The organism is Nocardia sp. CA-136227, assembly GCF_050955695.1.
Taxonomy (GTDB): domain Bacteria; phylum Actinomycetota; class Actinomycetes; order Mycobacteriales; family Mycobacteriaceae; genus Nocardia.
In genome coordinates this window covers 6,250,685-6,274,013 of the sequence record NZ_CP192081.1, presented here as the reverse complement: position 1 = coordinate 6,274,013, position 23,329 = coordinate 6,250,685, and the positions used below count along the sequence as shown (strand labels likewise).

22 protein-coding genes are annotated in these 23,329 nt (G+C 69.8%); 9 read left to right on the top strand and 13 right to left on the bottom strand.

What is annotated here, in order from left to right:
• Positions 1-175: 175 nt before the first annotated feature.
• Both ACQP06_RS29105 and ACQP06_RS29100 read right to left on the bottom strand, forming a co-directional pair.
• Positions 176-766 (bottom strand): DUF6912 family protein, encoded by a 591-nt coding sequence (locus tag ACQP06_RS29105; RefSeq protein WP_433667852.1) that lies wholly within the window; start codon positions 764-766, stop codon positions 176-178.
• On the bottom strand, positions 750-2,171 hold the full coding sequence (locus ACQP06_RS29100; protein ID WP_433667851.1) for a WS/DGAT/MGAT family O-acyltransferase: 1,422 nt from the start codon (positions 2,169-2,171) through the stop codon (positions 750-752). The genes ACQP06_RS29105 and ACQP06_RS29100 overlap by 17 nt, the downstream gene beginning before the upstream one ends.
• A 459-nt stretch (positions 2,172-2,630) precedes the next feature.
• On the opposite strand from ACQP06_RS29100, the gene secA reads away from it, so the two are divergent.
• From secA to ACQP06_RS29085, 3 genes are all read left to right on the top strand, one after another.
• A complete protein-coding gene (secA, locus tag ACQP06_RS29095; protein ID WP_433667849.1) occupies positions 2,631-5,456 on the top strand; it encodes a preprotein translocase subunit SecA in 2,826 nt (941 codons plus the stop codon).
• 171 nt (positions 5,457-5,627) lie between these two features.
• Positions 5,628-5,867: a hypothetical protein gene (locus ACQP06_RS29090; RefSeq protein WP_433667847.1), complete on the top strand. Its 240-nt coding sequence runs from the start codon at positions 5,628-5,630 to the stop codon at positions 5,865-5,867.
• Positions 5,868-6,070: 203 nt separating this feature from the next.
• Entirely contained in the window at positions 6,071-8,692 is a 2,622-nt protein-coding gene (locus ACQP06_RS29085; protein WP_433667845.1) for a LuxR C-terminal-related transcriptional regulator, read from the top strand.
• Between the two features lie 36 nt (positions 8,693-8,728).
• Here the strand turns inward: ACQP06_RS29085 and ACQP06_RS29080 are convergent, their stop codons facing one another.
• Complete coding sequence (locus tag ACQP06_RS29080) at positions 8,729-9,046, bottom strand: hypothetical protein (RefSeq protein ID WP_357283604.1); 318 nt, start codon at positions 9,044-9,046, stop codon at positions 8,729-8,731.
• 328 nt (positions 9,047-9,374) lie between these two features.
• Here ACQP06_RS29080 and ACQP06_RS29075 point away from each other — a divergent pair, with 328 nt between their 5' ends.
• Positions 9,375-12,200, top strand: a complete 2,826-nt coding sequence (locus tag ACQP06_RS29075; RefSeq protein ID WP_433667843.1) for an AAA family ATPase — start codon at positions 9,375-9,377, stop codon at positions 12,198-12,200.
• Positions 12,201-12,206: 6 nt separating this feature from the next.
• Here ACQP06_RS29075 and ACQP06_RS29070 read toward each other — a convergent pair whose 3' ends face one another.
• The 4 genes from ACQP06_RS29070 to aroA all read right to left on the bottom strand — a co-directional run bounded on the left by ACQP06_RS29070 (position 12,207) and on the right by aroA (position 15,298).
• Positions 12,207-12,731, bottom strand: a complete 525-nt coding sequence (locus ACQP06_RS29070; RefSeq protein WP_433667841.1) for a nitroreductase family deazaflavin-dependent oxidoreductase — start codon at positions 12,729-12,731, stop codon at positions 12,207-12,209.
• A 27-nt stretch (positions 12,732-12,758) separates the two neighbouring features.
• Complete coding sequence (locus ACQP06_RS29065; RefSeq protein ID WP_433667840.1) at positions 12,759-12,914, bottom strand: hypothetical protein; 156 nt, start codon at positions 12,912-12,914, stop codon at positions 12,759-12,761.
• 78 nt (positions 12,915-12,992) lie between these two features.
• Positions 12,993-14,000 (bottom strand): ribosome small subunit-dependent GTPase A, encoded by a 1,008-nt coding sequence (gene rsgA / locus ACQP06_RS29060; protein WP_357087350.1) that lies wholly within the window; start codon positions 13,998-14,000, stop codon positions 12,993-12,995.
• On the bottom strand, positions 13,997-15,298 hold the full coding sequence (gene aroA / locus ACQP06_RS29055) for a 3-phosphoshikimate 1-carboxyvinyltransferase (RefSeq protein ID WP_433667838.1): 1,302 nt from the start codon (positions 15,296-15,298) through the stop codon (positions 13,997-13,999). Before aroA ends, rsgA begins: the two co-directional genes overlap by 4 nt.
• A 104-nt stretch (positions 15,299-15,402) precedes the next feature.
• Between aroA and ACQP06_RS29050 the strand changes: the two genes are divergently transcribed.
• On the top strand, positions 15,403-15,693 hold the full coding sequence (locus ACQP06_RS29050; protein WP_433667837.1) for a hypothetical protein: 291 nt from the start codon (positions 15,403-15,405) through the stop codon (positions 15,691-15,693).
• Between the two features lie 50 nt (positions 15,694-15,743).
• On the opposite strand, the gene ACQP06_RS29045 is transcribed toward ACQP06_RS29050, so the two are convergent.
• A complete protein-coding gene (locus ACQP06_RS29045; RefSeq protein WP_433667835.1) occupies positions 15,744-17,252 on the bottom strand; it encodes an aldehyde dehydrogenase family protein in 1,509 nt (502 codons plus the stop codon).
• Positions 17,253-17,398: 146 nt separating this feature from the next.
• Here ACQP06_RS29045 and ACQP06_RS29040 point away from each other — a divergent pair, with 146 nt between their 5' ends.
• Positions 17,399-18,166, top strand: a complete 768-nt coding sequence (locus ACQP06_RS29040; protein ID WP_433673458.1) for an SOS response-associated peptidase — start codon at positions 17,399-17,401, stop codon at positions 18,164-18,166.
• A 23-nt stretch (positions 18,167-18,189) separates the two neighbouring features.
• On the opposite strand, the gene ACQP06_RS29035 is transcribed toward ACQP06_RS29040, so the two are convergent.
• The 4 genes from ACQP06_RS29035 to ybaK all read right to left on the bottom strand — a co-directional run bounded on the left by ACQP06_RS29035 (position 18,190) and on the right by ybaK (position 21,541).
• Positions 18,190-18,492: a hypothetical protein gene (locus ACQP06_RS29035; protein ID WP_433667834.1), complete on the bottom strand. Its 303-nt coding sequence runs from the start codon at positions 18,490-18,492 to the stop codon at positions 18,190-18,192.
• Positions 18,493-18,659: 167 nt separating this feature from the next.
• Positions 18,660-20,276 (bottom strand): MDR family MFS transporter, encoded by a 1,617-nt coding sequence (locus ACQP06_RS29030; RefSeq protein ID WP_433673457.1) that lies wholly within the window; start codon positions 20,274-20,276, stop codon positions 18,660-18,662.
• Positions 20,277-20,347: 71 nt separating this feature from the next.
• Entirely contained in the window at positions 20,348-20,893 is a 546-nt protein-coding gene (locus tag ACQP06_RS29025) for a MarR family winged helix-turn-helix transcriptional regulator (protein WP_433667833.1), read from the bottom strand.
• A 156-nt stretch (positions 20,894-21,049) separates the two neighbouring features.
• A complete protein-coding gene (ybaK, locus tag ACQP06_RS29020; RefSeq protein ID WP_379278411.1) occupies positions 21,050-21,541 on the bottom strand; it encodes a Cys-tRNA(Pro) deacylase in 492 nt (163 codons plus the stop codon).
• Between the two features lie 234 nt (positions 21,542-21,775).
• Here ybaK and ACQP06_RS29015 point away from each other — a divergent pair, with 234 nt between their 5' ends.
• On the top strand, positions 21,776-22,504 hold the full coding sequence (locus ACQP06_RS29015; protein ID WP_379095821.1) for a sigma-70 family RNA polymerase sigma factor: 729 nt from the start codon (positions 21,776-21,778) through the stop codon (positions 22,502-22,504).
• Between the two features lie 8 nt (positions 22,505-22,512).
• Positions 22,513-22,782: a mycothiol system anti-sigma-R factor gene (gene rsrA / locus ACQP06_RS29010; protein WP_246598627.1), complete on the top strand. Its 270-nt coding sequence runs from the start codon at positions 22,513-22,515 to the stop codon at positions 22,780-22,782.
• A gap of 82 nt (positions 22,783-22,864) precedes the next feature.
• Here rsrA and ACQP06_RS29005 read toward each other — a convergent pair whose 3' ends face one another.
• Positions 22,865-22,939: a 50S ribosomal protein bL37 gene (locus ACQP06_RS29005; protein WP_153805149.1), complete on the bottom strand. Its 75-nt coding sequence runs from the start codon at positions 22,937-22,939 to the stop codon at positions 22,865-22,867.
• A 91-nt stretch (positions 22,940-23,030) separates the two neighbouring features.
• Here ACQP06_RS29005 and ACQP06_RS29000 point away from each other — a divergent pair, with 91 nt between their 5' ends.
• Positions 23,031-23,246 carry a biotin/lipoyl-binding carrier protein gene (locus tag ACQP06_RS29000; RefSeq protein ID WP_213559751.1) on the top strand — a complete coding sequence of 72 codons (216 nt, stop codon included), beginning with the start codon at positions 23,031-23,033 and terminating at the stop codon, positions 23,244-23,246.
• Positions 23,247-23,329 lie beyond the last annotated feature (83 nt).

Genomic DNA, 23,329 nt, shown 5'->3' with positions numbered 1-23,329 from the left:
CACGCTGGTCAGCGCTTCGTCGCGCACCGGTCGCCCCTGTGACAGGCAACCATCACAGCCAGGTTACGGCATCGTAGGTTCGGAGTACCTCTCGAAGCTCACGAGCCCCCGATTCCGGGAATCGGGGGCTCGGATCGAGGGCTGTGGATGGCGGTGCGGAGACGGCTTCGAGCGGTCAGAGGAGGTCGAGCAGGAAGGGGAGTTCCTGGGCGGCGTACCAGGCCAGCTGGTGGTCTTCGGCATCGCCGAGCACGAATTCGGCGTCGGCGTCGCCCATGTCGGCGGCGTCGATGACCTCGACGGCCTTGGCCACCTCGGATTCGGCCTCGGCCAGGTCCACGTGGATGGACGCGATGCGGTCGTAGGGGATGGCGGCGGAGAGCCGGACCACGGCGTCGTCGAGGTCGGGGCGCAGGGTCGCGCCGGTGACGTCGGCGGCGATGACCGCGCGGCGGAAGATCGGGCCGCGGGGCGCGGCCTCGCCCGACTCGTCGCCCGCGTCCTCGCCGCCCAGGTCGGCGGCGGCCTGTTCCTCGGCGAGCAGTCGCAGCGAGGCGCGCGCGGCCTCGGCCATCGCGACCTCGGCGAGTTCCTCGTCGTCGCCGGAGGCGTAGGCCTCGCGCAGCGCCGGGGTCACCGCGAAGGCGGTGTCGTTGAGGGCGCGGATCTCCCGGTCCTTCACCAGTTCCCGCAGCATCGGCACCGTGGCCGGGACGTAGACCCGTAGCTTCTTCGGCACGGCGGACGACTCACTGGACGCAGGCACCGAGCATCTCCTCCATCGACTCGTGCACCGAAGCGGTCAGCACCGCGATATCGGCCATGGCGTCGCGATCGGCCGTGAGTCCGTAGAACACCCGCCCGTCGTAGGACGTGAGCCCGATACTCAGAGCCTGAAAGCGCAGCAACGGCGATACCGGATACATCTCCAGCATCCGCGCGCCGCCGATGTACATGGCCTGCTGCGGACCCGGCGCGTTGGTGATCACCAGATTGAACGTGTGCTCTGCAAAAGTACTCGCCGACCGCACGCTCATGGCATGCAGGCTCGCCGGAGCGAATCCGGCCATGTGCACCAGCGTCCGCGCCCGCACCCCGCGCTGATGCCGGGAGTGCGCCTCGGTGGCGTGCTTGATGTGCTCGATGCGGATCACCGGATTCGGTTCGCCCACCGGCAGATCCAGCAGCAGCGAGGTGACCTCGCCCGCGGGTTTCAGTTCGCCGTGCGGCCCGTCGGCGTACACCGACATGGGGACCACCGCGCGCAGCGCGTCGGCCTCGGTCAGCACCTGCCCGCGGGAGAGCAGCCAATTGCGCAGCGCGCCGGTCACCACCGCGAGGATCACGTCGTTGATGGAGCAGTCGAACCGCTTGCGGATCTTGCGGTAGTCCTCGAGATCGGTGCGCACCACCTCGAAGCGGCGATTGCGGGACGTGCGGGTGTTCAGGGGGCTGTCGGGCGCGCCGATGGCCGCGGTGCGGACCATGGACACCAGCTTCTGCACAGCCTTGCCGGTGGCATCGACCATGGCGAAGGCCTCGGCCATGTGGTGCCGCGCCACCTCCAGACCCTCGCGCGGCTGGGTGGCGAGGTGCCCGACCGCGCCGAGCAGCAGTTCCAGTTCGGCGGGCTCGCGGTGGGCGACCCAGGCGTCGTCGGCGACGTCGCGGGGCGCGGTGGAGGTGTCCAGGATCACATGCCCGATCTCGAGCGCGCTGTCGCCGTCCACCAGGGACGAGTGGGTCTTTGTGAAGATCGCGCAGCGGCCCTCGGACAGGCCTTCGACCAGGTACATCTCCCACAGCGGGCGGCTCGGGTCGAGTGGGCGCGAGGCCAGCCGGGCCACCAGGTCCAGCAGTTGTTCGTCGGTGCCCGGCTCGGGCAGCGCGGAACGCCGCACGTGGTAGGTGATGTCGAAGTGGCTGTCGTCCACCCAGATCGGGCGGCCCAGCGAGAACGGGATCTCCCGCACCTTGCGCCGGTACAGCGGCACCAGCGGCAGCCGCGACTCGACCAGCGACACCAGCCGGTCGTAATCCAGCGGCCCGGGCCCGGATCTACCGGTGGGCGCGGGATTGCGCAGGATCGCCAGCGAGCCGATGTGCATGGGGTTGCTGCTGGATTCCAGCCGGTAGAACGACGCGTCCTGCGGCGTCAGTCTGGTGATCACGCTGCCCGCTACTCCCTTATCCCTGCCCGCGCCTCGCAGTTTTCCCCCTGCCGAGGCGCCGGCTTTCATGCGGACGAACCGCCTGGAGGCAAGCTATCGCAATCCGGTCACCTGGGGGAATGTATGGGCCGCACTGCCCGAGATCACGCACCGTCGTCGGTGCCGCGGTTCCGGGTGCGCGGACGCGGACCGCCGCACGCCGGACCCCCTACATGGTACGTCAGGGGTGTCGAATCAGCTTCGGCCGCAAGCCCATTCGCTGGGCGTTCGCCGGGGCCGGGAGCGGCGGTGCGGGCGTCGCGTTTTCACAGCTTCTCCTCAGCGCCCGGGCAGTCCCGTGCGCAGTTCAGCACCTACGATGGGGGCCGGATTACCATGGCTTGTGAATGCGCGCCCGCGCGCAGGCCTCCCGCCATGGTGGGGGCTACCGACAACACCGACCAGAGGACTACAAGACCCGTGCCTGCGCTGAGTTTTTCAAGGTTGCTACGGATTGGTGAAGGTCGCACGGTCAAGCGGCTGGCAAGCCTGGCGGACGAGGTCATCGCCCTCGACGAGGAGTACACGGCGCTCTCCGACGCCGAGCTCCAGGCCAAGACCGCGGAGTTCAAACAGCGCTACGCCGAGGGCGAGACCCTCGACGAACTGCTGCTGGAGGCCTTCGCGACCGCGCGGGAAGCGTCCTGGCGAGTGCTCAACCAGAAGCACTACAAGGTCCAGATCATGGGCGGTTCCGCCCTGCACATCGGCAATGTGGCGGAGATGAAGACCGGTGAGGGCAAGACCCTGACCTGTGTGCTGCCCGCCTACCTCAACGCTCTCTCCGGCGAGGGCGTGCACGTCGTCACCGTCAACGACTACCTGGCCAAGCGCGACTCCGAGTGGATGGGCCGCGTGCACCGCTTCCTCGGTCTCGAGGTCGGCGTGATCCTGGGCGGCATGACCCCGGCCGAGCGCCGCGAGGCCTACGCCGCGGACATCACCTACGGCACGAACAACGAGTTCGGCTTCGACTACCTGCGCGACAACATGACCCACACGCTGGACGATCTGGTCCAGCGCGGGCACAACTTCGCCATCGTCGACGAGGTCGACTCCATCCTCATCGACGAGGCCCGCACCCCGCTGATCATCTCGGGCCCGGCCGACGCCTCCTCGAAGTGGTACGCGGAGTTCGCGCGCATCGCCCCGCTGCTGAAGAAGGACCTGCACTACGAGGTCGACATCAAGAAGCGCACCATCGGCGTGCACGAGGCGGGCGTCGAGTTCGTCGAGGACCAGCTGGGCATCGACAACCTGTACGAGGCCGCGAACTCGCCGCTGGTGAGCTACCTGAACAACGCCATCAAGGCCAAGGAGCTCTACACCAAGGACAAGGACTACATCGTCCGCGACGGTGAGGTCATCATCGTCGACGAGTTCACCGGCCGAATCCTGGTGGGCCGCCGCTACAACGAGGGCATGCACCAGGCCATCGAGGCCAAGGAAGGCGTGGAGATCCAGCCGGAGAACCAGACGCTGGCCACCATCACGCTGCAGAACTACTTCCGCCTGTACGACAAGCTGTCGGGCATGACCGGTACCGCCGAGACCGAGGCGGCCGAGCTGCACCAGACCTACGGTCTGGGCGTGGTGCCGATCCCGACCAACAAGCCGATGGTCCGCCAGGATCAGTCCGACCTGATCTACAAGACCGAAGAGGCCAAGTTCGCCGCGGTCGCCGACGACATCCAGGAGAAGCACGAGCTGGGCCAGCCGGTCCTGGTCGGCACCACCTCGGTCGAGCGCTCGGAGTACCTGTCCAAGCTGCTCACCAAGCGCGGCATCGCGCACAGCGTGCTGAACGCCAAGTTCCACGAGCAGGAAGCGCAGATCGTCGCCGAGGCCGGTCGGCCGGGCGCGGTCACCGTCGCCACCAATATGGCCGGTCGTGGTACCGACATCGTGCTGGGCGGCAACCCGGACATCATCGCCGACATCCTGCTGCGCCGGCAGGGCCTGGACCCGGTCGAGACCGCCGACCAGTACGAGGCCCAGTGGCACGCCACCCTGGACCGGGTCAAGCAGCAGGTCGGCGCGGACGCCGAGGCGGTGCGTGAGGCGGGCGGCCTGTACGTGCTGGGCACCGAGCGCCACGAGTCGCGGCGTATCGACAACCAGCTGCGCGGTCGTTCCGGCCGGCAGGGCGACCCGGGCGAGTCCCGCTTCTACCTGTCGCTGGGCGACGAGCTGATGCGGCGCTTCAACGGCGCGGCGCTGGAGTCGATCATGACCCGGCTGAACCTGCCCGACGACGTGCCGATCGAGGCCAAGATGGTCTCGCGGGCCATCAAGTCGGCGCAGACCCAGGTCGAGCAGCAGAACTTCGAGATCCGCAAGAACGTCCTCAAGTACGACGAGGTCATGAACCAGCAGCGCAAGGTGATCTACGCCGAGCGCGCCCGCATCCTCGACGGTGAGGACATGGAGGGCCAGGTGCAGGAGATGATCACCGACGTGATCACCGCCTACGTCAACGGCGCCACCGCGGAGGGCTACGTCGAGGACTGGGATCTGGACAAGCTGTGGGGCGCGCTCAAGACGCTGTACCCCGGCGGCATCGACTACCGCGAGCTCACCGGTGAGATCGAGAACGGCGAGCCCGGCGACCTGTCCCGCGAGGAACTGCTGGACGCGCTGCTCGACGACGCGCACACCGCCTACGACAACCGCGAAGGCGAGATCGACGGCCTCGCGGGCGAGGGCAGCATGCGCAATCTGGAGCGCCAGGTGCTGCTGAGCGTGCTGGACCGCAAGTGGCGCGAGCACCTCTACGAGATGGACTACCTCAAGGAGGGCATCGGCCTGCGGGCCATGGCGCAGCGCGACCCGCTGGTCGAGTACCAGCGTGAGGGCTTCGACATGTTCGCGGCCATGCTCGAGGGCCTCAAGGAGGAGTCGGTCGGCTTCCTGTTCAACCTCCAGGTCGAGGTGCAGCAGCCGCAGCCGGTGGGCGTGAACGTGGCCGCGGGCCTGCAGTCGCCGGTCGGCAACCGCCCGCTGCCCACCCAGGAGGACGCGGCGCAGGCGGGCAACGGCGCTCCGGCGGCGTTGCGCGCCAAGGGAATCGACGAGTCCGGCCCGCGCGGGCTGTCCTACAGCGGCCCGGACGAGGGCGGCCACGCGGCCGTGCGCAGCGACAGCGACGAGTACGGCGCCGAGGACGCGCAGGGCGGCACCCGCCGCGAGCGTCGCGAGGCGGCCCGGGCGCAGTCCAAGGCGGATCGGACCAAGCGCCGCCACTGAGTTCGCGACCCTGTCGAAACGTGCCGCGCCCCGGGTGTTCTCACCCGGGGCGCGGTGTTTTCCGCAGTGCGCCAGGAGTTTTCGTGTGATCATGAAACGGTCATGATCGGTTCGCTGTAATTGGTTCCGGACCGATCGCCGGGTGGCGATCGAAAAGGAAGGAATCGCATAATGTTCAAGACTTTCGCGCTCACCGCCATGACTGTCGGACTCGCCGGACTCGGTATGGCGACCGCGCACGCGGAGACCCTGACGGTGGACGGCAACTACGCCACGGTCGACGCCTGTGCCGCGGACGGCAACAATGGCCAGTTCCAGGCCGGTGGCGTGCAGCTGCGCGGTGAGGACGGCTGGCGGTGGAGCTGCGATCAGGGCGCCGACGGGCTCTGGTACATGACCATCTTCCGCTGATCGGCGAGCTGCCCGGCGAATCCCATTCGGGTGCTTTTCGCTTCAACGGTGACAATAAGGGGCATTTCTATCGCGCGAACTCGGTTGCGCGTTAATTGAATTGCTCCTATTGATCTTGTGATCTGCGTCATTCGGGACAATTTGTGCCAGTTGCTTGCGAAGGGCTTGGTTGCACGCTATTAGCTAGACTAAATTTCCCGAATGTGTGGGAGGACCTGAAGCTCTACGGGAGGGAACGAGAACGCGTCCACGTGGATCGCGTTCTCGCGGCGGCGCGTTCGGGCCGCGGTGCGGCGCTGGTGCTGTCCGGGGATCCGGCGATCGGCAAGACCGCGCTCCTACGCGCCGCGCTCGACCAGGCCGCGGACTTCCGGGTGCTGCGTTGCCAGGGCATCCGCGCCGAATCCGGCCTGGACCACGCGGCCCTGCACGAGCTGCTGCTGCCGGTCGCCGACCGGCTGCCGCTGCTGCCGCCCGCCCAGGCCCGCGCCCTGGGCGTGGTGCTCGGCCTCGACGCCGGTCCCGCCGACCCGTTCCTGGTCGGGGCCGCGCTGGTGCGGCTGCTCACCGAACTCGCCGCCGAGCAGCCGCTGCTGCTGATCGTGGACGAGGCCCGACTGGTCGACCCGGAATCGGCGCGGGCCATCGTCTTCGCCATCCGCCGCCTCACCGCCGCCCCCGTCGTACTGCTGGCGGCATTGCGCGACGACCCCGCCGACACGCTGTGGCGGGACCTGCCCGCGCTGCGGGTCACCGGTCTGCCCGACGCCGAGGCCCGCCGCCTGCTCGCCGACCGGTACGGCCCGCTCGGCGCGCTGCGCCTGGGCCGGATTCTCTCCGTGGCCGACGGCAACCCCCTCGCGCTGCTCGAATTGCCCGGTGTCGTCGGCGATCTCGCGGGCACCGCCCCCGAACCCATGGCCCTGGGCCCCGGCGTGCGCACCGCGTTCGGCGAACGCGTCGCCGCCCTGCCCACCACCGTCCGGACCCTGCTGACCGTGGCCGCCACCGAGACCCGCGGCGTGCTGGGCATCGTCACCACCGCCGCGGCCGCCCTCGGCGTGGACGCCCAGGCCTGGGAGTACGTCGCGGCCGCCGGGCTGCTCACCATCAGCGACGGCCGCGTCGAACGCACCCACGCGCTGCTGTGCGCCGCCGTGCACGCGGCCGCGACCGTGGCCGAGACCCGGGCCGCCCAGCTGGCCGTCGCGGACGCGCTGACCGGGACCGGCGATCACGACCTGAGCGCCTGGCACCGCGCCCTCGCCGCGGGCCGCCCCGACGAGGACCTCGCCGCCGCGCTGACCGAACGGGCGACCGGCGCCGCGCACGGGCCGATGGCCGCGGCCGCCATGCTGCGCCAGGCCGCCGCCATCTCACCCGACCCGGAGCGGGCCGGGGAACGGCTCGCCGCCGCGGGCCGATTCGCCTGGGCGGGCGGCGATATCGCCTCCGCGCACGGCCTGCTCGACCGCGCCGTCGCCCGCCTGGGCCCGGAACGGGCCGCGACGGCCGCCCGGGGCCTGGCCGGACTGCTGGAATTCGTTGCGGGAGAACCGGAACGGGCGAGCCGCCTGCTGCTGCGCGACGCCGAGCTGGTGGACCCGGCGACCGCCGCCAACTTGCGGGTCGACGCGGAACGTGCGCGCTGGGTGGCCGGGCACGGCGTGCTCGATCTGGATCCCGCGGAAATGACCGTGCGGGAAGGCATCTCCCGCTTCCACACCATGATCCGGCCGCTGCCGCCCGCGCCGCTGGTGCTGCTGTGGGGACTCGCCGAGACCGCTCTGGAGCCGTACACCCAAGCGGCGGCGTCGCTGCGGGGCAGTGCCGCTCCCGCCGCGGTGTCGCTGCTGCCGCAGCTGGCCATCCTGCAATTCGCCAACGGCCGCTTCCCGGCCGCCGAACGCACCCTGGACGAGGCGTTCGAGCTGGCCGAGGCCGGCGGCGTGGACAACGTGCTCGCCCAGTGCTGGGCGCTGCGCGCGAAAATCGCGGCTCTGCACGGTGATTCGGACGGGGTGCTGGCGGCCGCGGATCAGGTGCTGGCGCTGGCCCGGCCGCGGCGCGCGCACGCGGTCATCGCGTCGGCGCACTGGCATCTGGGCTTCCACGCCCTCAGCCTCGGCGATCCGGAGACCGCATATCTGCGTCTGCGCACCCTGGCCCAGCCGGGCCACGACGCCCGGCATCCCACCTACGCGCGGCTGGCCGCCGTGGATCTGGTGGAGGCCGCGGTCCGGGTGGGCCGCCACGACGAGGCCGCCGGGTACTACGAGGAGATCCGGGACTGGGCGGTGCGCTCCCGCGCCGACTGGGCGGTCTCGGCCGCCTACACCTGCCGGGCGCTGCTGTGCACGGACGACCGCGCCGACAAGTACTTCCAGCGCGCGCTGGCCGCGCGGCGCACCCGCCACGACCTGAACCAGGTGCGCACCCGTCTGCTCTACGGCAAGTGGCTGCGCCGGGCCCGCCGCCGCGCCGACGCCGCCGAGCAATTGCGTTCGGCAGCCGAGGCGTTCGAGGGCATGGGCGCGGCCCAGTGGGTGCTGCGCGCCCGGCAGGAGCTCGAACTCACCGGCCGCCGGGCGACGCCGGTCACCGCGCACGGCGAGACCTCGGTGCTGACCGCGCAGGAGCTGCGGGTGGCGCGGCTGGCCGCCCACGGGCTCACCAACCGGGAGATCGGGACCGAGCTGTTCCTCAGCCCCCGTACCGTCGGGCACCACCTGTCGCGGGTGTTCGGCAAGCTGGGGCTCAGCGGCCGGTCCGATCTGGTGGATGTCGACTTCGACAACGGCATGCGAATCGTGCGGCCGCGCTGACGGTTCCGGCTCGAGGTGGGTGCGGCTGTCGACCGGTCAGTCCAGGTTGACCGACTCGCCCCAGTAGCGCGGGTCCCAGTTGATCAGGATCATGCCGGCCACACTGCCCGCGCAGCCGCCGCAGGCGTGCACCTGGATCACGCTGTCCACGTCGGTGTCCCCGGCCATCACGGCGCGGGTGGACAGCCAGACCGCGCGCAGGTGCAATGCCGCGGGTCTGCCGCAGCGGACGCATTCGGGCAGCGCGTCGTCCGGGTCGTTGCGCCCGATCCGGACCTCCGGGGTGACGGGTGCTCCCGGGCCGAGGGCTGCGTCGAGGAGCGGCGAAAATTCCTTGCGCTCACGGTCTTCCACCTGCGCAGGCTAACTATTTCCGGCGGGGTCCGCACGCCGTGCGACCGAAACGTGTCCTGGGCCCGGCCCGGTGCGGGCCGGAATGTTTAACCGGGGCGCCGCCGGGAATGCAATGGAAAGCGTTTCGGAGCGATGCCCGAATTGGGGTTCCCTATTCGCGCCCGCATTTTAGTCTTCCCGATCCGGAAGAGAATCGGTCATCGTATCGGTCGGTCAATCGGTCGATCGCGAAATGTCCGGAATCGCTTATCCCGGCTAGGATCTCAGCCGCTGGGAAGATCGCGTTTACAGGTTTGTCGGTTGCTCGTAATGCGAGGTACCTTGCGACGTGCGCGAGATCCGGGTGCTCCAGGGGAGGGAACGAGAACAGAACGAACTGTCTCGGGTCCTGACCCAGGCACGCGCCGGTCACGGCGGGGGAATGCTGCTCTGGGGAGAACCCGGGATCGGGAAAACCGCGCTACTGCGGGACGCCGAACAACGCGCCACCGAATTCAGAGTTCTGCACTGCCGCGGAAATTCCGCCGACAATGGAGTGGATTTCGCGGCATTGCGCGAACTGCTCGGCCCGCTCGCCGATCGCGTGCCCGCGCTGCCCGGTCCGCAGGCCCGCGCCCTGACCGCCGCCCTCGGCCGCGGACCCGGCCCGGCGGACCGGTTCCTGGTGGGCGCGGCCGTGGTCTCCCTGCTGGCGGCGGTGGCCGCGGAGCAGCCGGTCCTGCTCGTCGTCGACGACGCGGAGTCGGTGGATCTCGCGACCGCCCGGGCGCTCACGTTCGCGCTGCGCCGCCTCGGCGGGGTCCGGGTGGCCCTGCTGATCGCCATGCGGGACAGCCCCGCCACCACGGTGTGGCAGTCGCTGCGGGTGCTGCCGATCGCCCCGCTGCCCGACCCGGAGGCGCGGCGGCTACTGGCGCGGCGGGCGGGTGGCGTCGGTGCGCCCCGGGCGAACCGCATGCTGAAACTGGCCGGCGGAAACCCCCTGGCCCTGCGTGAATTCCCGATCGACACCGAGGACACCGCCGGAATCGCGTGGGGACCCGCGCCTTTCGGCCCCCGCCTGCGCGCCGCCTTCGCCGACCGGCTCGCCGCCCTGGACCCGGGCATCCGCCTGCTGCTGGTGGTGGCGGCCGCCGAGGACCGCGGCACCCTGTGCCCGATCGCGTCCGCCGCCACCGAACTCGGTGTCGCCCCGGCGGATTGGGAGCGGGCCTTCGAGGCGGGTCTGCTGGTCGTCACCGACGGCCGCGTCGACATGCGGCACCGTCTGCTCGGCGGCGCGGCCTACGACGCCGCCCCGCCCGCCCAGCGCCGCGCCGTCCACCTCGCCTTGGCCGCCGCCCTCCCCGGCTCCGGCGCCGGCGAACTACGCGCCTGGCACCTCGCCGCCGGACTCGACACCCCCGATCCCGAACTGGCCCGCGCCCTCGCCGACGGCGCACCCCGCGTCCTGCGCCACAACGGCCCCCTCGCCGCGGCCGCCGTCCTGCGCCGCGCCGCCGCCATCACCGACGATCCGGCCACCGCCGGTCTCCGCCTCGCCGCCGCGGCCCAATTCGCCTGGGAGGGCGGCGATATCGAATCCGCCCGCCGGATGCTCACCCTCGCCGAATCGCGCACCACCCCGGCCGCCATCACCACCGCCGCCGCGGGCCTGCCCGGCCTGCTCGAGCTCGTCGCCGGCGACCCCGTCCGCGCCCGCATCCTGTTGCTCCGCGACGCCGACGCCATCGCCGCCCGCCTCCCGGAATCCCCCGTCGCCGGCGCGGGCACGTCGCTGCCGGTGCCGCCCGTATCGGCGGTGCGCGCCGCGTCGCCGGGGCAGGTCACCGTCGGGACCGCGAATTCGGCTCTGTCCGGCCGCGATTCGGCTGCGCCGTCCGCCGCGGCTACGGAATTCGCGGGCGGGGAGTCGCGGCCGGCGCGCGGGGCAGACCTGGTCGCGGGACTGCGGCTACTGGCGGAACGGACCGAGTGGGTGCTCGGGCAGGGCGTCGACCGGCCGATGGACGGGCAGCTCGAGGCGGTGGTGGCGGAGCCGTCGCCGATGCTCGCGGCGCAGCTGCTGCCGCCCGCGGCGCAACTGCTGGAGTGGGGGCTGGCCGAGGCGGGACTGGAACCGTATCTGGGGGTGGCGGCCGGACTTCGAGCCTCCGGCGATCGGGCGGCGGCGGTCGGGGTGCTGCCGCAGCTGGCGACCATGCAGTTCGCGACCGGGCGGTGGGAGGCCGGGGAGGCCACCCTCGAGGAGGCCTTCGACCTGGCCTCGGGTGCGGGCGCCGACAATATCCTCGCCCAGTGCTGGAACCTGCGGGCCCGGCTGGCCGCCCAGCGCGGCGACGCGGACCTGGTGACCGACAGCGTGGAGCGCGCGCTGGCGCTGTCCCGCCCGCACGCGGTGCCGCTGCTCACCGGCGGCGCCTACTGGCACCACGGCTTCCACGCGCTCACCGCCGGTGACGCCGAGGCCGCCTACCGCCGGCTGCGCGCGCTGTCCCAGCCGGGCCACGAGGCCGCGCACCCCACGCTGGCCCGGCTGGCCACCCTCGATCTCGTCGAAGCGGCGTGCCGCGTGGGTCGTTTCGACGAGGCCGCCGCGCACTCGGAGCACATCGTGCTCTGGGCGCGGCGGTCCCGGGCCCGCTGGGCGCTGGCCGCCGCCTACGCCTGCCGCGCGCTGCTCGCGGAGGAGGACCGCGCCGAGCACTACTACCGGCGTGCCGTCGCGGTCGGCGATTCCCGGCACGGCAGTTTCGGGCGCGCCCGCACCCAGCTGCTCTACGGCAAGTGGCTGCGCCGGGTCCGCCGCCGCCGCGACGCCGCCGAGCAATTGCGCCTCGCCGCGGACGGTTTCGAGCTGATCGGCGCGACCGCGTGGGCCGCGCGCACCCGCACCGAACTCGATCTCACCGGCACCGGGACCAAACCCGCCGGAGGTTCGGACACGCCGCTGACCGTGCAGGAGTCCCAGGTGGCCCGGCTCGCCGCCCAGGGCCTCACCAATCGGGAGATCGGCGCGGAACTGTTCCTCAGCCCGCGCACCGTCGGCCACCACATGTCGCGGATTCTCGAGAAGCTCGGTCTCACCGGCCGTTCCGAGCTGCGCGGCATCGACTTCGACAACGGCATGCGGCTGACCCGTCCGCCGCTGTGACTCCGCTCAGGCGCGGGTGAGTTCGAACAGCCGGAACCGGCGCGTCCCCGCGAGCCGCTGCTCCATGGCGTAGCCGGGCCAGAATTCGAGCGCCCGCCGCCAGGCCCGGTCCCGACTGTCGCCGGTCAGCTCGCGCACCAGGACCGGGAACCGCTCGCCCCGCACCGTCAGTTCGGCCGCTTCGGCGTGCCGCAGATTGGCCGACCAGGACGGCTCTTCGAGCTTGCCCCAATTCGACGAGACGATCAGGAACCGCTTCTCGTCCAGGAGATCGGGCGTGTAGAGCAGGCTGACCGTGCGCGGCAGTCCGGTGCGGCGGCCCGCCACCGTCAGCTCCACCGCGGGCAGGCCCGCCACGTCGAGAATCCCCATGCGGCCCTTGGTGGTTCGCCGCGCGATCCGTTCCAGCGCGAAGACCAGCGGGGCGGCGCGCATGACCGTGCGGCGGCGGGCCAGTGCCCGCCCCAGCCGGGGGACCGGATTCCAGCGGGCGGGCGCGCCGGGGCCGCGCTGCCATTCAGCGAAAACCATGTCCCCGATTATGTTGCCGGGCCGCCACTAGGGCGCCCAACGCGCCCGGTCCCAGTCCTCGTTCCAGTCGTTCGGGTCGGTGGGGGAGCGGTCCTCGTCGTGTTCGCGGCGCAGTTGTTTCTTCTCGTCCTCGCGCGAGTCGGCGTCGTCGTCATGCTCGCGCGGCGGAGTTTCCTCGCTCATGACATCCCTTCGTGCCGGTTATGCACAAAAGGTATCGAATGGGCGATTCTTCAGCTACCGGTGGCGGCCCGTGTCGCCTCAGGATTCGCTGTTGCCGCGGAACCAGGGGTCGTTGGAATTCAGCGCGGTCAGCAGGCGGCGGATGGCCGCCACCCGCTGCTCCTTACCTTCCAGCAGGTCGAGCGCGCATTCCGGATCGGCGGGCGGGCCCAGGTGGGTGCAGCCGCGCGGGCAGTCCTCGATGGCCTCGGCCAGGTCCGAGAAGGCGGCGATCACGTCGTCGGGTGTGATGTGGGCCAAACCGAACGATCGCACGCCGGGCGTGTCGACCACCCAGCCATCATCGGGCAATGGCAGCGCCACCGACTGGGTCGAGGTGTGCCGCCCCTTGCCGACCCCCGACACCTCGCCGACCGCGCGCTCGGCGTCGGGGACGAGCCGGTTCACCAGGGTGGACTTGCCCACCCCCGAATGTCCGATGAAGGCGGTCAGCTTGTCGTCGAGCAGCTCCAGCACCGGTTCCAGGGGATCCTCGATGCCCGCGTAGACGATGGTGAGATCCAGATCCTCGAAGGCCGAGGCGAATTCGGAGTCGGCGGCCAGATCGTGCTTGGTGAGGCACAGGATCGGTTGCAGCCCACCGACATACGCCGCCACCATGGCCCGCTCCACGAACCCGGTGCGCGGCGGCGGATCGGCCAGCGCCACCACGATGAACAGCTGCTCGGCATTGGCCACCACCACCCGCTCGAACGGGTCGGTGTCATCGGCGGTGCGGCGCAACACCGTTCGCCGTTCGGACACCCGCACGATGCGGGCCAGGGTGTCGGGCTTGCCGGACAGGTCGCCGACCAGATCCACCTGGTCGCCGACCACGATCGGGGTGCGGCCCAGTTCGCGCGCCCGCATGGCGACCACGCCGCGCTCCGGATCCCCGTCCAGCACGCACCCCCAGCGGCCGCGGTCCACCGAAACGACCATGGCCGCTTCGGCATCCAGATGCTGCGGCCGGGTCTTGGTGCGCGGGCGCGAGCCCTTGCCCGGGCGCACCCGGACATCGGACTCGTCGTACTCGCGGCGCCTCAGCGGTCTGCTCCCGGCTCGCCGGTGCGGTCCGCTCCGGCCAGCATGCTCTCCCACAACTCGACGAATCCCGGCAGCGTCTTGGCGGTGGTGCCGATGTCCTCGATCTCCACGCCCGGGGTCACCAGGCCGATGATCGCGCCCGCGGTGGCCATCCGGTGGTCGGCGTAGGAGCGCCACTGCCCGCCGGTGAGCGGGTTCGGCACGATGGCCAGCCCGTCCTCGGTCTCGGTGACCTTGCCGCCGAGCCGGTTGATCTCGGTGGCCAGCGCCGCCAGCCGGTCGGTCTCGTGCCCGCGCAGGTGCGCGATGCCGCGCAGCCGCGACGGCGAATCCGCCAGGGCCGCAAGCGCGGCCACGGTCGGGGTCAGCTCGCCCACGTCGTGCAGGTCGATGTCGATGCCCGCCAGGCGTTCCGGGCCGCGCACGGTGAGCACGCCGTCGAAGATCCGCGCCTCCGCGCCCATCCGGACCAGGATCTCGCGGATCACGTCGCCGGGCTGGGTGGTGAATCGGGGCCAGTGCGGGATGCTCACCTCACCGCCGGTGACGGCCGCGGCGGCCAGGAACGGGGTGGCGTTGGACAGGTCCGGCTCCACGTCCCAATCCACCGCGCGGATCGGGCCGGGCGCGACGGTCCAGGTCTGCGCCTTGCGCGGATCGTTGGGGGCGTCGACGCGAACATCGGCCCGGCGCAGCATCTCCACGGTCATCTCGATGTGCGGCATGGACGGCAGCGCCGCGCCGTCGTGGTTCACCGTGACGCCCTGCTCGAACCGCGCCGCCGACAGCAGCAGCCCCGACACGAACTGCGAGGAACCCGACGCGTCGATGGTGACCGGCCCGCCGCGCAGCGCCCCCATCCCGTGCACCACGAAAGGCAGCTGGTTGCCGTCGATGTCGAGGCCCAGCGCCCGCAGCGCGTCCAGGATGGTGCCCAGCGGCCGCGCCCGCGCCTGCTCGTCGCCGTCGAAGGCGACGTCGCCGCGCGCCAGCGCCGCCACCGGCGGCAGGAACCGCATGACCGTGCCCGCCAGGCCGCAATCGACCATGGCGCTGCCGAATTCGGCGGGCGGAGTGACCACGAGCGTGCTGCCGTCACCCTCGATCCCGGTGCCCATGGCCCGTAGCGCCGCGATCATCAGATCGGTGTCCCGGCTGCGCAACGCCCCGGTGATGGTGGACGGCCGATCCGCCAGCGCGGCGAGGATCAGCGCCCGATTGGTAATGGATTTGGACCCGGGCAGGGTCACGGAAGCGTGGACGGGAACTCGGACATGGGGCGCGGGCCAGAAAGTCACCGCACCATCTTCCCAAATGACCGGGCTCTCGCGGGGTCCACATCCCGTTCTCGGCACTATCGGACTGCTCGACGTATACGTATATGGGTACGTATGCTGGGTGGGTGATCGATCCTCTCAGCCTGGTAATCGGTGGCGCTCTGGTCGGCGGCGGCTGGCTCGCGGGCCGGTTCGGCTCCCGTCGCCCCAAACCAGCTCAGCAGAGTCCCGCCCGGTGCGGCTGCGGCCATGACCTGGCCCTGCACGACCGTGCGGCGGGCCACTGTCACGCGGAGAACTTCCGCAAGACCGGGGCCGGGATCAAAGCCTGGTCGCGCTGCAACTGCCAGCGCTATACCGGTCCGACTCCGCTCGAGGAGTTCTTCGCCGCACCGCCGCTGCCGCCGACCCCCTGAACGCCGAATGCCGGTGCCCGCGAAGGGAACCGGCATTCGCGAGCGTCAGATCACTTCGCGCGGCCGTGCACCAGGGGCACGATCTTGCGGAGCAGCTTCATGGTGCGGTCGGTGCGGGTGTAGGACAGCAGCGCCATGCCCGGAATCGTGAAGCGCTGCACCGCGATCGAGTGCGGGCGGGCGAATTCCAGCAGGCCGGGGGCGCCGTGGATGCGGCCGATGCCGGAATCGCGGACGCCGCCGAAGGGCAGGCCGGAGATGGCGGCATAGGACAGCACCGAGTTCACCGAGGTGCAGCCGACCTCCAGGCGCCGGGCGATCTCCATGCCCTGCTTCTTGGAGTAGACCGCCGAGCCCAGGCCGTACTTGCTCTTGTTGGTGAGCTCCACGGCCTCGTCCACGCCGCTGACGGTGCGGATGGTGACGGTCGGGCCGAAGGTCTCCTCGCACACCGCTTCCGAGGACTCGTCCACGTCGACCAGGATGACCGGGTCGATGAAGGAGCCCTTGACGGACTCGGGCCCGCCGAGCACCGCGGTGCCGCCGTTCTTCAGCGCGTCCTCGATGTGCCGGCGCACGATGTCGACCTGGCTGGGCATGGTCATCGGGCCGTAGGAGGCCTTGTCGTCCGAGCCGGGCTTGATGTCGGTGAGGATGCGCTTGACCTCGGCCACGAACTCGGTGGCGATGGACTTGTCCACGTACACGCGCTCGACGCCCGCGCAGGTCTGGCCGGAGTTGGCGGTGGCGCCCCAGGCGACGGCGTCGGCGGCGGCCTTGATGTCGGCGTCGGCGGCCACGATCACCGCGTCCTTGCCGCCGCACTCCAGCAGCACCGGGGTGAGCGACTCGGCGGCCGAGGCCATGATCTTCTTACCGGTCGCGGTGGACCCGGTGAACGCCAGCTTGTCGACGCCGGACTTCACCAGCGCGGCGCCGGTGGCCCCGTAGCCGTTGATGGTGACGAACACCCCGTCCGGCAGTTCCGGGTTCGCCTCGGCGAACGCCTTGGCCACGAAATTGCCGATGCCGGTGGAGAATTCGCTCGGCTTGAACACCACGCAGTTGCCCGCGGACAGTGCGTAGGCGATGGAGCCGTTGGGGGTGTAGACCGGATAGTTCCAGGGGCCGATGATGCCGACCACGCCCAGCGGGCGGTACTCCAGGTGGGCGGCGAAGTTGGCCATGAACGTGCCGGGCGAGACCTTGCGCGGCTTGAGCACCTTCTCGGCGTTGGAGGCGGCCCATTTGATGTGCTCGAGCGCCAGCATGAGCTCGAGGAAGGCGTCGTCGACGGGCTTGCCGTTCTCGGCGTGGATGAGCTCGCACAACTCGTCGGACTTCTCGACGAGCTTGCTGCCCCAGCGCAGCACGTGCTTCTTGCGCTCGGCGTAGCTCAGCGCGCCCCAGGTGGCGGCGGCGCTGCGGGCTTTGGCGACGGCAGCGCGCACGGCCGCCTCATCATCGATCCGGTAGGTGGCGAGGGCCTCGCCGGTGGCAGGGTTGACGGAAGTCAGCGTCTCGGCCTGATCGAGCGGGGCGGCTTCGGTTGCAGTCATTGTGCGGCGATCCCTTGATGAGAGTGTGATGAGACGAACGTCTCACACCGTCCAAGTGATGTCAATTGCCATCACATCGATGACGATTCGATTCGCGGGCGCGGTGGTCCTGGTGGGTGTCGGTGACCGGTGGCAGCATGGTCGGCATGTGCGGTAGATACGCGACCACGACGAATCCCGCGAAGCTGGCCGTCGAGCTCGACGCCATCGACGAGACCGGCGACAAGGGCTTCGACCCCAACTACAACGTGGCCCCCACCAACCAGGTGCTCACCGTCGTCGAACGCCACGACCGCGACCACCCCGAGGACCCGGCCGCCCTGCGCGTCCGGGCCATGCGCTGGGGATTGATCCCACCCTGGACCAAGACCGCCGAACCGGGCGTCCCGGTGAAGGGCAAACCGCTCTTCAACGCCCGCGCCGACAAGGCCGCCACCACCGCCTCGTTCCGCGACGCGGTGAAGAAGCGCCGCTGCCTGGTGCCGATGGACGGCTGGTACGAGTGGATCACCGAGGCGGGCGGCGCCGGCAAGGCCGTCAAGCGCCCGTACTTCATGTCCCGCGCCGACGGCGGCCGCCTCTATATGGCGGGCCTGTGGTCGGTCTGGCGCGACCGCGAGCTCGGTGACGCCGCGCAGCCGCTGCTGTCCTGCACGATCCTGACCACCGACGCCGTCGGCGATCTCACCAAGGTGCACGACCGCATGCCGCTGCCCATGCCGCGCGAGCACTGGGCCGCCTGGCTGGACCCGGATCACCCGGCCCCGGAGGAACTGCTGGAAACACCCGCCGCCGCGGCGGTTTCGGACATCCTGATCCGTGAGGTCCCGTCGCTGGTGAACAGTGTGAAGAACAATGGACCCGACCTGTTGGCGGCTGTGGACGAACAAGCCGGTCAGATCAGCCTGATCTGACCGGCCCGTGAACGTTCGACGCGCTATTTGCACTTCACTGTCGGCAGAGCGATATTCAGTGTGCATCTCAGCGTTTCGGCCGACGAGTCGATCATCTTCGTGATGATGCCGCCGCCGAGCGCCTCGGCCTTCTCCACCCTCTCGTCCTTCTTCGGCTGCGCTCCGCCGCCCGGTGTGCCCGGGTCCGGGAAGCTGGGCCCCTGCGGCGCGACGGGGACGGGGACGGGCTCGGCCATCGCGGTGACGGCTGTCAATGGGCCCGCGCCCAGTGCCAGGATCAGTGTTCCGGTGGCGACAGCCGTGCCAATGCGCCGATTGCGAGACATAACCGCATCACATCCTCGGGTTCGAACGGACCTTGCGGACTGCACACGTTCACAACAACCTCACTGCTCGCTCCCCAGTAACTCACAGAAAACCGCCGGGATAGTGAAATGACAGTGCCCCCGCCGCGTCTCCGCGGCGGGGGCACTGTCGATTCGATTGTCGCCGGTCAGACCGTCGCGGGATCCGCCTTCTCGGCGGCCTCGTCCCGGGCCTGGATGCCGCCCGCGGTCCGCAGCGGCACCTCCTTCCAGAACAGCACCAGCAGGAAGGCGATCAGCGCGACCGCGGTGGCCGCCAGGAACACCCGGTCCATGGACTCGGCGAAGCCCTCCTTGAACGGATGCGCCAGGGTCGGGTCCAGCTTCTGGATGACCGAGCTGTCGTTGAGCACCTGCTTCGCGACCTCCGGATCCTTGGCGATCAGCCCGTTGGCGACCTGCTTGTCGACCGGGTTGTCACTGTTCCGGCCGTCCTGGATGGCCTGCACGTAGGCGGGCTGCTGGGCGGCGTGCTCGAGCGAGGTGGTGATGTTCGGGGTGAGCTGGGTGAACAGCACCGACAGGAACACCGCCACACCCAGGGTGCCGCCGATCTGCCGGAAGAAGGTCGCGGCGGCGGTGGACACGCCCATGTCCTTGGGCGGCAACGCGTTCTGCAGCGCCAGGGTCAGCGGCTGCATCAGGTTACCCAGGCCGAAGCCGGTGATGGCCATGAAGATCATGACGATCCACAGCTTGGTGTCGGCCGAGACCAGGTGCAGCAGGAACAGGCCCGCGGTGAGCAGCCCCGCGCCGACCGGCGGGAAGAACTTGTACCGTCCGGTCCGCGAGATCAGCTGACCCGCCAGGATCGAGCCGGTCATCATGCCCGCCACCAGCGGCAGCATCAGCAGACCCGCCTTGGTCGGGCTCGCGCCCTGCACCACCTGCAGGTACTGCGGCAGCAGGGTGATGCCGCCGAACATGGCCGCGCCGACCACCACCGAGATGAGCACGCCCAGGGCGAAGGTGGAGTTCTTGAACATGCGCAGCGGGATCAGCGCGGCGTCGCCCTGCTTGGCCTCGACCGCGATGAAGGTCAGCACGCCGAACGCGCCGAGGGCGTAGCAGATGATGGCATGTCCACTGGTCCAACCCCATTCGCGGCCCTGCTCGGCGATCACCAGCAGCGGCACCAGACCGACGACCAGCGCCGAGATGCCCATCCAGTCGATGGCGACCTTGTTGCCGGGACGCTTGGGCAGCTTGAGCACGCGGGTCACCACGGCCAGCGCGATGATGCCGATCGGCACGTTCACCAGGAACACCCAGCGCCAGCCGGTGACGCCCAGAATCTGGTCGGTGCCCGAGAGCAGACCGCCGATGACCGGCCCCACCACGCTGGAGGTGCCGAACACGGCCAGGAAGTAGCCCTGATAGCGGGCGCGTTCCCGCGGGGACACGATGTCGCCCATGATGGTCAGCGCCAGCGACATCAGACCGCCCGCGCCCAGGCCCTGGAAGGCCCGGAAGGCGGCCAGCTGGTACATCGAGGTCGCGACGGAACAGGCCAGTGACCCGGCCACGAAGATGGTGATGGCGGCGAGGTAGAACGGCTTGCGGCCGTACATGTCCGACAGCTTGCCGTAGAGCGGGGTGGCCAGCGTCGAGGTGATCAGGTAGGCGGTGGTGACCCACGCCTGCGCCGAATAGCCCTGCAGCTCATCGGCGATGGTGCGGATGGAGGTCGACACGATGGTCTGATCGAGGGCGGCCAGCAGCATGCCCATCATCAGGCCGCTCATGATCACCAGGATCTGCTTGTGGGTGAAGCCGGCCGAATTGAGTTCCGGCTCCGCCACTGTCGCTTGGGTTGTCACGAATTGCTCTCCGCGGGTTCGTAATAGGATTTCAGGTCTTTGTGGGCCGCGATATCGGCCAGCATGCGTTGCCGGGTCCCCTCGTAGCCGTCGACGAAGCGACGCAGCAGCCGGGAGAAGACCTCCCGTTCGCCGGGGGCCCAGTCGGTGAGCATGTCGCGCAGCGAATCGTTGCGGCGGGCCCGGATCTGGGCGGCCACGGTCCGTCCGGCGGGGGTCACGTCGAGCACGCTGGCGCGGCCGTCGGCGGGGTCGGCGCGGCGTTCGATGAGTCCGCGTTTGACCAGGCTCGCGACCTGGCGGCTGATGGTCGAGGCGTCGGAGTACAGGGCCTCGGCGAGCGCGCCCGAGCGTTTCGGGCCGCCGTGGATCAGCTGGAACAGGATGCTGAACGCGGCCGGTTCGATCTCGCCCCCGGTGAGGGCCGAGATCTGCGCGTTGGTGCGATCGCGCAGCTTGGTGAGCCGGGCGATCTCGTAGGCGATGGCATCGACAAGGCCGTCGTCGATGTCGGTGCTGGTCGCCGGGTCATCGTCGGTCACGGTCGGTCTCACCTCCTTGCGTCGGGCAATTGCTTGTAAAAGGCAACTAGTTGTACGGCGCAAGTATTCCGACATAGTTGTCCCTTGGCAAGGGATTTCCGGAGGTTGTGTCTCCGCTCACGGCCGAATCGGACAATTCGCCCAGGAATCGGCAGGTCAGGCCACCGCGACCGCCGCGGTCACCGCCCCCGTCAGCCGCACCAGATCCGCAGGCGCGAGCTCGATCTCCAGCCCGCGCTTGCCCGCGCTGCACAACACCCGATCCCACTCCAGCGCCGAGGAATCGACGACCGTCGGCAGTCGCTTCTTCTGCCCCAGCGGCGAAATCCCGCCCAGCACATAGCCGGTCGTGCGCTCGGCCTTCGCCTTGTCCGCCATCGCCGCCTTGCCGCCGCCCAGCGCCGCGGCCGCCGCCTTCAGTGACAGCGTGGTCGGAACCGGCAGCACCGCCACCGCGAGCCCGCCCGAACCCAGGTCGATCACCAGCGTCTTGAAGATCTGCCCGGCGCTCACCCCGACCTCGGCCGCCAGCGCGTCCACCGCCTCCGCGCCGTACGAATCACTGCGCGGGTCATGGGCATACGCGTGCACCCGATGCTCCACCTTCGCCTGTACCAGGGCTTTGATCGCGGGAGTAGAAGCGGCCATGCGGCTCACCCTAGACACCGCGCGCAAGCCGATTTCAGAGTGTGGGAACAGGCGGAGCGTTCACCCTGTTGCATGCGATACGCGCTTCTCGGCAACCGTCGGGCCCACGGACGGGAAGCACTCGATCCCATGACCAAGGAGGAGTCGGTGTCCGTTCTGCTCGAGGAGCGACCAACCGGTTTCCGGGCCGAATCCCTGTTCGCGGTAGATTCAATTGCTACGGCGATCGAAGGGATTAGCGTGACGAGCGACGACGACATGGTCGATCGCCGGCGTGATGACGATGCGGACAGCATCGACGCCGGTGACGACCAAGCGGTCGACTATGACGACGAAGTGAGCGAATCCGGGGCCAGAAGCTCCGAATCGACGGCCGAACTGGCCGCCCGGTTCGAACGCGACGCGCTGCCGCTGCTGGACCAGCTCTACGGCGCGGCCCTGCGCATGACCCGCAACCCGGCCGATGCCGAGGACCTGGTGCAGGAGACCTTCGCCAAGGCCTACCAGGGCTTCAAGTCCTTCCGCGAGGGCACCAACCTGCGGGCCTGGCTGTACCGCATCCTCACCAACACCTACATCAACTCGTACCGGAAGAAGCAGCGCCAGCCCGCGCAGTATCCGACCGACGAGATCACCGACTGGCAGCTCGCCGCCACCGCCGAGCACACCTCCCAGGGCCTGCGCTCCGCGGAGATGGAGGCGCTCGAGGCGCTGCCGGACGACGACATCAAGGCCGCTCTGCAGTCGCTGCCGGAGGAGTTCCGGATGGCGGTGTACTACGCCGATGTGGAGGGCTTCCCCTACAAGGAAATCGCCGAGATCATGGGTACTCCCATCGGTACTGTCATGTCCCGCCTGCACCGGGGCCGCAAGCAGCTCAAGGGCCTGCTCGCGGACGTGGCGCGGGAACGTGGATTCAACCGGTCGGGCAGCGATGCGGCGCGCGAGGAGGTAACCCAGTGAGCGACGAGATGGAAGAACTGGACTGCTCGGCGGTGCTCGCCGATGTCTGGCTGCTCCTGGACAACGAGTGCGACGAGACCGTGAAGGCGCGGCTGCGGGAGCACATCGACCGCTGTTCGCCGTGCGTCGAGGCCTACGGCCTGGAGGAGAAACTCAAGTCGCTGCTGAACCGCAAGTGCGGCGGCGATCGCGCACCGGACTCGCTCCGGCAGCGCCTGACCATGGAGATCCGGACCAGCTACACCGTGGTCGAGACCCGGATCGAACCGGCCGAATAAGACATCCCGGATACAGCTGAGCGGCACCCTTCCCCGGTGGGAAGTGGTGCCGCTCAGCAGTTTTCGAGCTTATCGAAGCAGCTCAGGCGTTCGGCCGCTTGCCGTGGTTGGCGGCATTCTTCTTGCGGCCACGCTTCTTACGTCCACGCTTACCCATAGGTAATCTCCCTTCAGTCGGTCGCCATTCTTTCACGCGTGATCTGCTGTACCTTCAGGGGCTACAGGTGACTCGAAAGCGAGAGGTGTTCATGGCTGAGGAAGTGCTGGCCGAGATGGTGTCGACCGTGCAGGAGATCCTGGTCTCCGTCGGCGACGAAGTGAAGGCCGACGACCCCGTGGTCATGCTCGAGTCGATGAAGATGGAGATCCCGGTCATCGTCGAGGGACCCGGCACCGTGGCCTCGATCAACGTCAAGCCCGGCGACGTCCTGCAGCCCGGCGACCTGATCGCCGTCATCTCCTGAGCGCGAGCCCCGCCCGCTCCTGACGCATCCTTGCCGTGTCGCGTGGGAACATACACCCGACGTGGGAACAGAGGAGTGTGGGT